Source organism: Stenotrophomonas sp. 89682_Sma, from assembly GCF_056481405.1.
In genome coordinates this window covers 4671455-4685357 of sequence record NZ_CM151147.1, presented here as the reverse complement: position 1 = coordinate 4685357, position 13903 = coordinate 4671455, and the positions used below count along the sequence as shown (strand labels likewise).

General features: G+C 66.7%; 8 protein-coding genes. 5 read left to right on the top strand and 3 right to left on the bottom strand.

Features of this window, described 5'->3' with window-relative positions; translation table 11 throughout:
• Nucleotides 1-21: 21 nt before the first annotated feature.
• The gene (locus tag ACZK29_RS21550; RefSeq protein ID WP_478446487.1) at nt 22-1710 is read right to left on the bottom strand and encodes an Hsp70 family protein; all 1689 of its coding nucleotides are present in this window, start codon (nt 1708-1710) and stop codon (nt 22-24) included.
• 126 nt (nt 1711-1836) lie between these two features.
• Here ACZK29_RS21550 and ACZK29_RS21545 point away from each other — a divergent pair, with 126 nt between their 5' ends.
• From ACZK29_RS21545 to ACZK29_RS21530, 4 genes are all read left to right on the top strand, one after another.
• On the top strand, nt 1837-3984 hold the full coding sequence (locus ACZK29_RS21545) for a S46 family peptidase (protein ID WP_111204329.1): 2148 nt from the start codon (nt 1837-1839) through the stop codon (nt 3982-3984).
• A 151-nt stretch (nt 3985-4135) separates the two neighbouring features.
• The gene (locus tag ACZK29_RS21540) at nt 4136-7594 is read left to right on the top strand and encodes a hybrid sensor histidine kinase/response regulator (RefSeq protein ID WP_111204328.1); all 3459 of its coding nucleotides are present in this window, start codon (nt 4136-4138) and stop codon (nt 7592-7594) included.
• Nucleotides 7595-8138: 544 nt separating this feature from the next.
• The gene (locus tag ACZK29_RS21535; protein WP_111204327.1) at nt 8139-8714 is read left to right on the top strand and encodes a manganese efflux pump MntP; all 576 of its coding nucleotides are present in this window, start codon (nt 8139-8141) and stop codon (nt 8712-8714) included.
• 218 nt (nt 8715-8932) lie between these two features.
• A complete protein-coding gene (locus tag ACZK29_RS21530; RefSeq protein ID WP_478446486.1) occupies nt 8933-9388 on the top strand; it encodes an REP-associated tyrosine transposase in 456 nt (151 codons plus the stop codon).
• Between the two features lie 103 nt (nt 9389-9491).
• Here the strand turns inward: ACZK29_RS21530 and ACZK29_RS21525 are convergent, their stop codons facing one another.
• Both ACZK29_RS21525 and acs read right to left on the bottom strand, forming a co-directional pair.
• The gene (locus ACZK29_RS21525) at nt 9492-10157 is read right to left on the bottom strand and encodes a response regulator transcription factor (RefSeq protein WP_005411662.1); all 666 of its coding nucleotides are present in this window, start codon (nt 10155-10157) and stop codon (nt 9492-9494) included.
• A gap of 95 nt (nt 10158-10252) precedes the next feature.
• Nucleotides 10253-12196 carry an acetate--CoA ligase gene (gene acs / locus ACZK29_RS21520; protein WP_478446485.1) on the bottom strand — a complete coding sequence of 648 codons (1944 nt, stop codon included), beginning with the start codon at nt 12194-12196 and terminating at the stop codon, nt 10253-10255.
• Between the two features lie 245 nt (nt 12197-12441).
• Between acs and ACZK29_RS21515 the strand changes: the two genes are divergently transcribed.
• Nucleotides 12442-13869, top strand: a complete 1428-nt coding sequence (locus tag ACZK29_RS21515; protein ID WP_111204324.1) for a DcaP family trimeric outer membrane transporter — start codon at nt 12442-12444, stop codon at nt 13867-13869.
• The last annotated feature ends 34 nt before the right edge of the window (nt 13870-13903 follow it).

The following is a 13903-nucleotide window of genomic DNA, read 5'->3' as shown; positions in this document are numbered from 1 at the left end:
CCAGAACGTGAAGTGCCCAGCTCATGCATCGCGCTCGAGGGTGTCGAGTGCCTCGTCCAGCTGATGGCGATGACGCTCGACGGCAACGGCATCCTGGCTCTCCAGCACATGGCGGAAGCTGCTCAGCCACGACTGCAACTGTTCGCGGTGATGGATGCGTTCCTCGTACAGGCGCTCGGTGCGGGCGATCACCGCGAGGTTGGGCTGGGCGTCGCGCGGGTGGATCTTCAGCGCTTCCAGTGCGCGCAGGCGCTGCTGGATCTCTTCGGGTGACAGCAGCCCGGGATTCTGTTCCAGGATGAGCTCGTGGCGCTTGCCGGTGGCGTCCTCGGTGACTTCGACCTGCAGCAGCCCGTTCACGTCGTAGGTAAAGCGGGCGGTGACGCTGCGTTCTTGCATCGGGACAGAATGGGTCAGCGGCACGGTCAGCTCACCGAGCTTGATGTTGCGATCCACCGTCGGGCTCTCGCCCTGGAACACGTCGATGCGAATGGCACTTTGCCGCTCGTGCAGCGGGTAGAAGCGATCCTCGCGGCTGACCGGCACCACGCTGTTGCGCTGGATGATCGGGTGGAAATAGCCGCTGCGCTCGCCACCGGAAGCATCCTGGCGGGACACCTGCGTGCCCAGTGTGTAGGGGCAGACATCGGTCAGCACGACCTCGCGCAGCGATTCGTCGCGTGCCTTCAGCCCGGCGGCAACGGCGGCACCCAATGCAATTGCCTGGTCCGGATGGACGTGGCGCAGCGGCAGCCGGCCGAACATGCGGGTCGCCAGCTTGCTGACCATCGGCATGCGTACCGCACCGCCGACCAGGATGATGTCGTCCAGCGCCTCGGGCTTGAGCCGGGCGTCGCGGATCGCGCGTTCGATGGGCGCACGCATGCGCAGCAGCAGCGGCTCGCAGAGCTGCGTGTAGTGCGCCTCGTCCATCTGCCACTGGCGTTCGCTGCCGGCCAGGGGCAACTGCAGGCTGGCGGCGCCGCTCAGGCTGAGTTCGCGCTTGAACAGTTCCAGCCGACGTAGCAGCTGCGCCTGTTCGGCAGCGGACAGGTCGCCGGCGGACGTGCCCTGGTCGGCATGGAAGGCCTGCACGAGTACCTGCAGGAAATCCTCGCCGCCCAGGAAATTGTCGCCGGCGCTGGCATGCACTTCGACCACGCCGTCGAACAGTTCCAGGATGGAGACATCGAAGGTACCACCGCCCAGGTCCAGCACCAGCACGCGGCCTTCGCCGTCACGCTCCTGCAGGCCATAGGCCAGCGCGGCGGCCGTGGGTTCATTGATCAGGCGCTCGACGCGGATGCCCGCCAGCTCGCCGGCCGCCCGGGTGGCTTTGCGCTGGGCGTCGGAGAAATAGGCCGGCACGCTGATCACAGCCTCCTCCACCTTCTGGCCCAGGGCCGCTTCGGCGTCAGCCAGCAGCGAGCGCAGCACCATGGCCGAGAGCTCCTCGGGGCGGAAACTGCGCTCACCCAGCCGGGTCTCGCGATCGCTGCCCATCCAGCGCTTGAAGTGGGCCACGGTCTGCTGTGGATGGCTGACCAGACGGTCGCGGGCCGGCTGGCCAACCAGCACGGCGCCATTGATCAGGCTCACCACCGACGGCGTCAACAGCTCGCCATGGGCATTGGGGAACAGCTGCGGCCCGGTTGCCGTGTGCATGCCGATGAGGGAATGGGTGGTGCCAAGATCGATACCGACGATCATCTGCTGACGTCCGTTGTGCAGAAAACGGCAATTCTAGGAGTGCGGCGCAGGCCTGACTATCGGGCGTTGCCCGACAGCGCCCCAGCAGCTATGGTCCCGGGCTGTTCTGTCGTACCGGATTGCCTCATGTCACCACGCAAAGCCCTTCCCACCGCCCTGGCCCTGGGCCTGACCCTCGCCGCGGGCGCCCATGCCGATGAAGGCATGTGGATGCCGACCCAGCTGCCGGAACTGGCCAAGCCGCTGCAGGCAGCCGGTTTCAAGGGCAATCCGGCTGACCTGGCCAACGTCACCGCGCCGCCGCTGAGCGCGGTGGTGCGTGCCGGTGGCGGCACCGGCTCGTTCGTGTCCGCCGATGGCCTGTTGCTGACCAACCACCACGTGGCGATGGGCGTGATCCAGTACAACAGCTCGCCCGAGCACGACCTGATCAATGGTGGCTTCATCGCCAGGGACCGCGCCGACGAGCGCCCCGCCAACCCGGACTTCCGCGTACTGGTCACCGTCGGCTTCGACAAGGTGACCGACCAGGTGCTGGCGCAGGCCCGTGGCAAGACCGGTCGCGCCTACTTCGATGCCGTGGATGCGGCCAGCAAGCAGATCGTGGCCGAGTGCGAGAAGGATGGCAGCGTGCGCTGCTCGGTGGCCAACATGTACTACGGCACCGACTTCTACCGCATCGCCCAGCTGGAACTGAGCGACGTGCGCCTGGTGTACGCGCCGCCGCGTGCGATCGGCAACTACGGCGACGAGATCGACAACTTCATGTGGCCGCGCCACACCGGCGACTTCACCCTGCTGCGCGCCTACGTCGGCAAGGACGGCAAGCCGGCCGCCTACAGCAAGGACAACGTGCCCTACCAGGCACCGGCGCACCTGCAGATGTCGGTGGAAGGCCCGAAGGAAGGCGATTACGCGATGCTGGCCGGTTACCCGGGCATCACCTACCGCCACCGCACAGCCGCCGAATTCGCCGGCCAGATCGATGCCGTGCTGCCGCGCCGCGTGTCGGTGTTCCAGCAGATGATCGACACCATCGAGGCCGCCAGCGCCAAGGATGCACAGGCGCGTACCCGCTACGCCTCGCAGCTGCAGTCGCTGAAGAACAACCGCAAGCGCGCTGCCGGTGAACTGGAAGGCCTGCTGCGCAGCGATGCCAAGGCCCAGCGTGCCGCCGACGAGACGGCGATGCTGGCCGCGACCGACCGCAAGTACCAGGGCGACATCAAGGCGCTGCTGGCCAACCTGTCGCAGGGCGCGGCGGTGGGCGAGCGTGACCTGCTGCTGGACCAGATGGCGATGCAGAGCCAGCTGCTGCGCTCGGCGCTGCTGCTGGAGCGCCTGCGCATTGAATCGGCCAAGCCGGACGCGCAGCGCGAGAGCGGCTACCAGCAGCGCGACCAGGCGATGATCGAAGGCGTGCTCAAGCAGGTCCAGCGCCGCTACGCACCGGAGGTCGAGAAGGCCCTGCTGACCACCCTGCTGACCCGCTACCAGCAGCTGCCGGACGCGCAGCGCGTGGCCGAGTTCGACGCTGCCTTCGGCCGTACCCCGGAGCAGCTGGCCAAGGCGCTGGACACCCTCTACGCCGGCACCCAGCTGGGTGACGAGGCGCAGCGCCTGTCGCGCTTCGCTGCCGCACGCGAGGGCAAGGCACTGGCCGCCGATCCGCTGATCGCCGTGGCCGGCCCGCTAGTGGCCGCGCAGCTGCGCATCGAGAACGAGAGCAAGACCCGCGAAGGCGAGCAGCTGCGCCTGCGCCCGGCATACATGCAGGCATTGTTCGCCTGGCGTGCCAAGCAGGGCCGCGCGGTGTACCCGGATGCAAACCGCACCCTGCGCATCAGCTACGGCAAGGTCGAGGCGCTGCACCCGCGCGATGGCGTGACCTACTCGCCGGTGACCACCGTGGCCGGCATCGTCGAGAAGAACACCAACGCCTATCCGTTCGATGCACCCAAGCCGTTGCTGGCCGCGATCGCCAAGGGTGACTTCGGCAGCACCGCCGACCCGGCGCTGAAGACCCAGACGGTCAACTTCCTGACCAACCTGGATACCACCGGCGGCAACTCCGGCTCGCCGGTGCTCAACGCCAAGGGCGAACTGATCGGCCTGAACTTCGACAGCAACTGGGAGTCGGTCAGCGCCAGCTGGTGGTTCGACCCGCGCTACAAGCGCGCCGTGCACGTGGACATGCGCTACCTGCGCTGGCTGCTGGCCAAGGTCTACCCGGCGCCCGAGCTGCTGAAGGAAATGGGCGTACCGGCGGAGTAAGGCCGGTTCGAGCACGGATTCCCGGCTCTCACCTCGATGGGGGCCTGGTGATTGTGGGCCCCCACCTTGGTGGGGGTGGTTGCCCCCAACGAGCCCGCACCCCCGGCCACGCCTGGCCTACACTGCGGGTTCCTCCGACGGAAACACACGCGTGGTCTCCAGTTGGATCCTGCTGCTGGTCTCGGTTGCCTATGCCGCGCTGCTGTTCGGAGTAGCGTGGTGGGGTGACCGTCGGCCGATGTATCCCGACCGGCCGTGGCTGCGGCCGGTGGTCTACAGCCTGGCGCTGGCCGTTTACTGCTCGTCGTGGACCTTCTACGGCGCAGTGGGTACCGCCGTGCGCAACGGCATCGGCTACCTGCCGATCTACATCGGTCCGTTGCTGCTGCTGTTGTTCGGCTGGCGCATCATCGAGCGCCTGGCGCTGATCGCGCGCAGCCAGAACGTGGTGTCCATCGCCGATTTCATCTCCTCGCGCTTCGGTCGCTCGCGGCGGCTGGCGGCGCTGGTGGCGATCATCGCGCTGATCGGCATCATTCCGTACCTCGCCCTGCAGTACAAAGCGGTGGCGATGAGCCTGCAGGTGCTGACCGGCAACACCGGCCCCACCGGCTTCTTCACCGACCCGGCGCTGTACGTGGCGCTGCTGATGGCGCTGTTCGCCACGCTGTTCGGCACCCGCCAGGTCGATGCCACCGAGCACCACCACGGCATGATGCTGGCGATCGCCTTTGAATCGGTGATCAAGCTGCTGGCGATGGTGGCGGTGGGCGTGTTCGCCTACCTGTGGCTGAGCAACCGCACCGATGCGGTGGTCGAGTCGGTGCATACGCTGTTCACCGGGCTGCCGCCGGTGGGCTTCATCTCGCAGACCCTGCTCAGCTTCCTCGCCATCATCTGCCTGCCGCGCCAGTTCCACGTGGCGGTGGTCGAGTGTGGTGACGTGCGCGATGTGCGCCGCGCGCGCTGGATGTTCGGCGGCTATCTGGTACTGATCTCCGGCATGGTGCTGCCGATTGCCACCGCCGGCGTGACCCTGTTCGGCACCGGCGGCAGCGTTGCCGATGATTCGATGGTGCTGGCGCTGCCGCTGGCCGAGGGCCGCAACGCACTGGCGCTGATCGCCTATGTCGGTGGTTTCTCTGCGGCCACCGGCATGGTCATCGTCTCGTCCATCGCGCTGGCCACCATGGTCAGCAACGACCTGGTGATGCCGGTGCTGCTGCGCCGCAGTGGCGACCACCAGGAAGCGGCCGATGTTGCCTCGCGCGTGCTGTGGATCCGCCGCCTGGCGATCCTGCTGCTGGCGCTGATGGCCTACAGCTACTACCGCACCAGCAGCAACGACAGCACGCTGGCCTCCTACGGCCTGATGGCGTTCGCAGCGGTGGCGCAGTTCGCGCCGGGCCTGATCGGCGGCCTGTACTGGCGTGGCGCCAGCCGGCGTGGCGTCGAGATGGGCATGCTGCTCGGCTTCGCGACGTGGCTGTACACGCTGCTGCTGCCGGCGATGACCATGGCCGGCTGGGTCGATGCCGCCTGGGTGCAGCACGGCCCGTTCGGCATCGAGTGGCTGCGTCCGCAGCAGCTGTTCGGCATGACCGGCTGGGATCCGCTGACCCACGGCACCTTCTGGTCGCTGCTGGTCAACGCGGCGACGATGATGCTGGTGTCCGCGCGCTGGCGCCCCGGTGTGGACGAGCGGCTGCGTGCGGCACCGTTCCTCGACCCCTATGCCGAGCGCCCGTCGGTGGCCGGTGGCTGGCCCGGTCATGTGCATGTTGGCGACCTGCTTGCGCTGGCTTCGCGCGTGGTCGGTGAGCGCCATGCACGGCGATCGTTCTTCGAGCAGGCGCAGTCACTGGGTCGCGAGCTGCAGTCCTCCGCGCCGGCCGACCGGCCGTGGGTTCAGTTCACCGAGCGTCTGCTGGCCGCGTCGATTGGTGCGGCGTCTGCACGCCTGCTGTTGACCAGCCTGCTGCGTGGCTCGGGCATGGACCTGGGCGAAGTAGTGGCGGTGCTGGACGAAGCCGGGCAGGAGCTGCGCTTCAACCGCGAGATCCTGTCGACCACGCTGGAGAACATCAGCGCCGGCGTCAGTGTGGTTGATCCGGACATGCGCCTGACCGCATGGAACCGCCGCTACCAGGACATGTTCGGCTACCCAGACGGCATGCTCTACGTGGGCCGCCCGGTGGCCGACCTGATCCGCTACAACGCCGAGCGCGGCGAGTTGGGCGAAGGCGACATCGAGGTGCAGATCAACCGCCGCATCGGCTACATGCGCGCCGGTTCGCCGCATGTGTTCGAGCGAACCCGCAGCGACGGCAAGGTGATCGAGATGCGTGGGCAGGCACTGCCCGGCGGAGGTTACGTCACCAGTTACAACGACATCACCGACTACAAGCACGCGGAAAAGGCGTTGCTGGAAGCCAACGAGACGCTGGAGCAGCGCGTGGCCGAGCGTTCGCACGAGGCCGAGGTCGCGCAGCAGTCGAAGACGCGGTTCCTGGCGGCGATCAGCCACGACGTGCTGCAGCCGTTGAACGCTGCGCGGTTGTTCGCCTCGGCGTTGCGTGACAGCGACCACGTGAGTGATGAGCAGAAGCACCTGGCCGAACGCGTGGATGCGTCGCTGCGTGCTGCCGAAGAACTGCTCGATGGCCTGCTGGACGTGTCGCGCCTGGATGCCGGTGGCCTGCACCCGGTGATCGGCGAGTTCGATGTGAGCGCGCTGATGCGCGAGCTGGCCGCGCAGTACACGCCGGTCGCCGCCGGTCGCGGACTGCGCCTGGACCTGTTCGCGCGGCCGGCCTGGGTACGCAGCGATCGCCGCCTGCTGCGCCGCGTGCTGCAGAACTTCCTGGCCAACGCGCTGCGCTACACACGGCAGGGGCGCATCGTACTGGCGGTGCGCCATCGTGGCGACGAAGTGGAACTGCAGGTGTGGGATACCGGCCCCGGCATTCCCGAGCACCACATGCGGCAGATTTTCGATGAGTTCCACCGCTACCAGCAGCCGTTCGACTGGGGAGAACAGGGATTGGGCCTGGGCCTGTCGATCTGCCAGCGCATCTCGCGCCTGCTGGACCATCGCCTCAATGCCCGCAGCCGCGTCGGCAGCGGCTCGATGTTCTCGATCATCCTGCCGCGGGTGGCGCCGCTGCCGGGCTACACCGAACTGGCCACGCCGGTGCAGGCCGTGGCCACGCCACTGCGCAGCGATTCGCTGGCCGGCCTGCGCGTGCTGTGCGTGGACAATGACGAGGAGATCCTCGACGGCATGCGCGCGCTGCTGGGCCGCTGGCAGGTGCAGGTGATCACCGCCGCCACCGTCGACCAGGCGCTGGAGAAGATTGCCGAGCGCCCGCAGGTGATGCTGGTGGACTACCACCTGCATGACCGCATGGATGGCCTGGATGCGCTGGTGGCGCTGCGTGAAGCGGCCGGCTACCCGCTGCCGGGCGCGCTGCTGACCGCCGATGGCCGCGACGAACTGAAGCGGATGGCACGCGAGCGTGGCTACCGCGTGCTGACCAAGCCGATCAAGCCGGCCTCGCTGCGCGCCTTCCTGGGCGCGCTGCGCGATGCTGGCAACAACGACCCCTGACGGGCAATTGTAGAGCCGAGCCCACGCTCGGCTCGCGCGTGGTGCGTGGTATTCCGTGGTCCGGCCGAACAGCGGCCGAGCATCGGCTCGTCGTTACAAATTCCCGGTTGCGCGACCCCTCTGTAGAGCCGAGCCCACGCTCGGCTCGCGCGTGGTGCGTGGTATTCCGTGGTCCGACCGAACAGCAGCCGAGCACCGGTTCGGCTCTACAAATTCCCGGTTGCGCGACACCTCTGTAGAGCCGAGCCCACGCTCGGCTCGCATGTGCAGCGCGGCGCTGATATAGCCATCGCTATACAAACCAGCCCTGCCTGCGCGTTTGCCTGGAAATGCGCCACGCGCGGATCGCGGTGCTAAGCTGCGCGTCCCCTTGGGGAGTAGCCGGATTCCTTCGCAGGAATCGTCCACGTCAACACACTCGGCCAGTGCGCCGTGGCGTGGACAACCATGATGGTTGGCGAGACCAGCGGCCCGCGCGCGCAACGTCAGGTTGGGCGCGAGCGCGAGCCGTGCGTCCGTCCTTGCCCGACCTCAGCAGCCGCCAATGTCCCCCATTTCGATCCTCCTGATCGGCTTTGCCATGTCCACCGATGCCTTCGCTGCGGCGATCGGCAAGGGTGCGGCCATGCGCAAGCCGGTGTTCCGCGATGCACTGCGCGCCGGCATCATCTTCGGCGTCATCGAGGCGATCACGCCGATCATCGGCTGGTTGCTCGGCCGTGCCGCCCTGCAGTACGTGGAAGCCTTCGACCACTGGATCGCCTTCGGCCTGCTCGGTGCGCTGGGCATCCACATGATCTACAACGGACTGCGACCGTACAGTGCCGAGGACGACGAAGATCCTTCACAGCACCACGGCTTCTGGAAGCTGGCGTTGACCGGTTTCGCCACCAGCATCGATGCGATGGCGGTGGGTATCGGCCTGGCCTTCATGGACGTGCATATCGGTGTGATGGCCGCGGTCATCGGCCTGTGCACGCTGACCATGGTCACCGTCGGCATCATGCTCGGCCGCGTGCTGGGCAGCATGGTCGGCAAGCGGGCCGAGATCATCGGTGGCGTGATCCTGGTGATCATCGGTGCAACGATCCTGTATGAACACCTGCACGGCGTGGCGTAACACACGGACCTGTAGAGCCGAGCCCATGCTCGGCTTACGCCCGCAGCGCGGGCGCAATGCAAAAAGCAGCCGAGCCTGCGCTCGGCTTACGCGTGTAGCACGGGCGTCCCGCAAAAGGCAACCGAGCATGGTCTCGGCGTTACAGCGGGGCATTGGCTGACAGGCTGAGCGCCGGTGCACTGATGGAGAGCCTGTGAATCGCAGCGCAGTCTTCGGACATGGCCAGCCCCGCACTCCGTATTGGCCGGTGGTCGCAGACCGGCAATGTCTATGCGATAACGGCTGTGACACATGCTCGTCGGCGCTGGTTCCACGATGGAGCCAACGCCGACCTTCTGGTCGAGGCACTACGCAGGGTCGAGCGTACAGGTCGGACATACTCACTGGCCTGGGTGATCATGCCGGACCACCTGCATTGGTTGATCGAGTTGCGTAGCGGCACGCTGGCCGGCTGCATGCAGATCCTGAAGTCCAGGAGTGGAAGATCCATCGCCACGCGCGTTGATGCGAACGCGCCGATCTGGCAGCCGGGGTACTACGACCATGCGCTGCGCAGTGATGAATGCCTGCGCACCCAGGCGGTGTACATCGCGGCCAATCCAGTACGCGCAGGGCTGGCCAACTGTCTCGGCGAATATCCCCACGCCTGGAGCAGGTGGCCTCTGCAGGACTAGTGCGGTCTTCAGACGAGGAGCAGCCGAGCGTAGGCTCGGCTCTACAAGGGCATCACAACGTCTGTAGAGCCGAGCCCATGTTCGACTCCGCAGCCCGTCACGGTCAATCTTCTTCCGGCGGCAGCACGATGGCGTCGTCGTCGATGGCCAGCTTGCCGGCCATCAGCACGGCCTGGGTGCGGTTGGTCACGCCGAGCTTGCGCAGAATCGCAGTGACGTGGGCCTTGATCGTCGCTTCGGAGACGTTGAGGTCGTAGGCGATCTGCTTGTTCAAGCGGCCTGCGCCCAGCATCTGCAGCACGCGGAACTGCTGCGGGGTCAGCTCGCGCAGACGCTGCCCGACTTCGCGCTCCTCTCGCTCGGTCGGTGGCACGTTGTGCGCTTCCGGTGGTGCCCAGGTCTCGCCATCGAGGATGGTGCCCAGCGCATGGCCGATGGTGTCCGAGTCGGCCGACTTGGGAATGAAGCCCAGCGCGCCGTGGTCGAGCGCACGCCGCATCACCGTCGCTTCTTCGCGCGCGGAGACCACCACCACCGGCAGGTGCGGGTGCAGCGAGCGCATGTGCACCAGTGCGTTGAAGCCCTGCGCACCGGGCATGTTCAGGTCCATCAGGACCAGGTCGGCGTCGTTGTGCTGATCGGCCAGTGCATACAGCGCTTCCACGCTGTCGGCCTCGAACAACTGCACGCCAGGGATGACCCGCTGCACGGCGCCGCGCAGGGCTTCGCGGAACAGCGGGTGGTCATCGGCAATCAGGAGGGTGGTCATGGTCGGGGGGAACCGTGGGGGAAACTGTTCGGGGGCCAAGCCCCTGGGGTCAGAGCCCTTTCCTTGCGGAAAGGGATCTGACCCCGGGTCGTGCATCAGCGTACCTTGCGCTCGTCCACCAGCGACGCCACCACCGACGGGTCGGCCAGGGTCGAGGTGTCGCCAAGCTGGTCCGGCGCGTTCTCGGCGATCTTGCGCAGGATGCGGCGCATGATCTTGCCCGAGCGGGTCTTCGGCAGGCCCGGCGCCCACTGCAGGTGGTCCGGCGTGGCGATCGGGCCGATTTCCTTGCGTACCCAGGCGACCAGTTCCTTCTGCAGTTCGTCGCTCGGCGCCTCTTCGGCCACCAGGGTCACGTAGGCATAGATGCCCTGGCCCTTCACGTCGTGCGGGAAACCGACCACGGCCGCCTCGGCCACCTTCGGGTGCGAGACCAGCGCGCTTTCCACTTCGGCGGTGCCGATGCGGTGGCCGGACACGTTGATCACGTCGTCAACGCGGCCGGTGATCCAGTAATAGCCGTCCTCGTCGCGGCGGCAACCGTCGCCGGTGAAGTAGCTGCCCGGGTAGGTGCGGAAATAGGTATCGATGAAGCGCTGGTGGTCGCCGTACACCGTGCGCATCTGGCCCGGCCAGGAGTCACGGATGATCAGGTTGCCCTCGGTCGGGCCGTCCTGGATCTCGCCATCAGCATTGACCAGCGCCGGCTGCACGCCGAAGAAGGGCAGGGTGGCCGAACCCGGCTTCAGATCCATCGCACCGGCCAGCGGCGAGATCAGGATGCCGCCGGTCTCGGTCTGCCACCAGGTATCGACGATCGGGCAACGGCTGTCGCCGACCACCTCGTAGTACCAGCGCCAGGCTTCCGGATTGATCGGCTCGCCCACGCTGCCGAGCAGGCGCAGCGAGGTGCGCGAGGTCTTCTTCACCGGCTCCTCGCCCTCGCGCATCAGCGCACGGATGGCGGTCGGGGCGGTGTAGAAGATGCTGACCTTGTGCTTGTCGATGACGTTCCAGAAGCGCGAGGTGTCCGGGTAGTTCGGCACGCCTTCGAACATCAGCGAGGTCGCGCCGTTGGCCAGCGGCCCGTACACGATGTAGCTGTGGCCGGTAACCCAGCCGACGTCGGCGGTGCACCAGTAGATGTCGTCCTCGCGCAGGTCGAACACCGCTTCATGGGTGTAGGCTGCGTACAGCAGGTAGCCACCGGTGGTATGCAGCACGCCCTTCGGCTTGCCGGTGGAACCGGAGGTGTAGAGGATGAACAGCGGGTCTTCCGCGTTCATGCGTTCCGGCTCGCAGCTGGCCGGCTGGCTGTCCACCACATCATGGAACCAGCGGTCGCGCGGCGCCTGCATGTCCACCGCGCCGCCGGTGTGGCGCACCACCAGCACGGTTTCCACGGTATTGGTGCCGGGCAGCTTCAGCGCGGCATCGACGTTGGCCTTCAGCGGAATCCTGCGGCCACCGCGCAGGCCTTCGTCGGCGGTGATGATCAGCTTGCTCTGGCAGTCGCTGACGCGGTCGGCGATCGAGTTCGGCGCGAAGCCACCGAACACCACCGAGTGGATCGCACCAATGCGCGCGCAGGCCAGCATGGCCACGGCGGCGTCGACGATCATCGGCAGGTAGATGGTGACCCGGTCGCCCTTCTTGACCCCGAGGTTGCGCAGCGCATTGCCGAGGCGGCAGGTGCGCTCGTACAGCTCGCGATAGGTCACGTGCTGGGCCGGCGCATCCGGGCTGTCCGGCTCGAACAGCAGTGCCGTCTTGTCACCGCGCTTTTCCAGCTGGCGATCCAGGCAGTTCACGCTGGCGTTGAGCTCGCCATCCTCGAACCACTTGATGTGGAAGTCGGACAGGTCGTAGCTGACGTTCTTGATCTTCGTCGGCTTGCGCATCCAGTCCAGTCGTTCGGCGGCCTTGCCCCAGAATCCATCCGGATCGGTCACCGACGCCTGGTACTGCTGTTCATAGGTCTTCTTGTCGATGCGTGCCTTGGCGGCGAACTGCGGATCGACGGGGTAGATATCAGCCATGGCACCCTCACTTGCACGTTGACTTTGTATGTGCGGTCGCAGCATCGCAACGACCGATCCCCCTCAGTTTGCCCCATCCACCCCGGGTCGCGTCACCACCTTGGTTAGACCATGGTCGAAAGTGAGCGCCCAGCAGGGCCGGGTTCGACCAATGGCGAATAGCCGCTATACATAATCGCCCCGCAGTCTCGGCTCGACCGTGCCCCACGCGCGGCATCACCTTGCCACTTGGGAGAGAGGGCAACATGAGCCACCGTACGTTGAAAGCCGTGCGCAAACCTTTGGCGGCCTGCCTGTTGGTCGCCCTGGTCGCACCGGGCATGGCGTTCGCAGAGACCGCCAAAGAGAAGGCGCTGGAAGCACGCGTTGCCGAACTGGAACGCCAGGTCCAGCTGCTGCTGTCTTCGCAGCAACAACAACAGACCCAGATCAGCCAGACCCAGCAGGCCGTAACCGAAGTCCGCACGGTGCAGGCCGAGCAGAAGCCGGTCGTACAGGTGCCGGCCGGCAAGCAGCCGATCCAGGTCACCACCATCACCCCGGGCGCGGCGCCGGGCACCACGGTCAAGATCGGCGGCTTCATCAAGGCCGATTTCCTGGCCACCCAGACCAGCGATGGCCAGCTGGCCGACGACGCCACCGGCCGTTCGCTGTACCTGCCGGGCCAGACCCCGGTGGAAGGCGCCGGCGGCAGCGGCAAGCGTTCGGGCACCGACTTCAACGCCCACGCCAAGTTCTCGCGCTTCAACCTGGGCATCGACAACGTGAGCGAATCGGGCAACAAGGCCGGTGCGTTCTTCGAGATGGACTTCTTCGGCAACTCGCTGGGCAACCAGACCGCCACCAACACCTACGGCGTGACCCTGCGTCACGCCTACATGTACTGGAACAACTGGCTGGCCGGCCAGACCTGGTCCAACTTCATGGACGCGGCCGCACTGCCCGAAGCGGTCGACTTCGTCGGCCCCACCGACGGCGTGATCTTCGTGCGCCAGGCCCAGGTGCGCTACACCCAGGGCGGCTTCAGCGTCGCGCTGGAAAACCCGGAAACCACCACCCTCACCGGTACCCGCAACCCGGTCACCGGGGCCTGGACCAACGCCAGCGCCAACTCCGACCGAGGCAGCCTGCCCGACCTGACGATGCGCTATGGCTGGAAGGGCGACTGGGGCACCTTCGGTGTCGGCGGCATCGTCCGTCAGCTGAAGGTCGACAACCAGGCCACCGGCGCCAAGGCCGACAAGGTGGCTGGCGGCCTGACCCTGGGCGGCAAGTGGGTAATGGGTGACAGCGATTCGCTGCACTACCAGCTGACCGGCGGCGAAGGCATCGCCCGCTACATCGGCCTGGGCATCACCGCCGACAGCGCCTACGACGTGGCCCGCGATGAGCTCAACCCGACCGGCGTGCTGGCCGGCTATGTCGGCTGGCGGCATGCGTTCTCGCCGAAGCTGCGCACCAACCTGATCTACGCGCGCAGCGACTACGACAACGACAGCATGCTCGGCCCGCTGGTGACCAAGAGCGTGCAGAGCATCCGCGGCAACATCTTCTACTCGCCGCTGCCCAAGGTCGATATCGGTGCGGAGCTGATGTACGGCCGCCGCGAAGTGGAGAACGGCAACAAGGGTGACATCACTCGATTGCAGTTCACCACGAAGTACAGCTTCTAAGAGCGTGCCGGCCAGCGGCCAGCACCTACCGAAT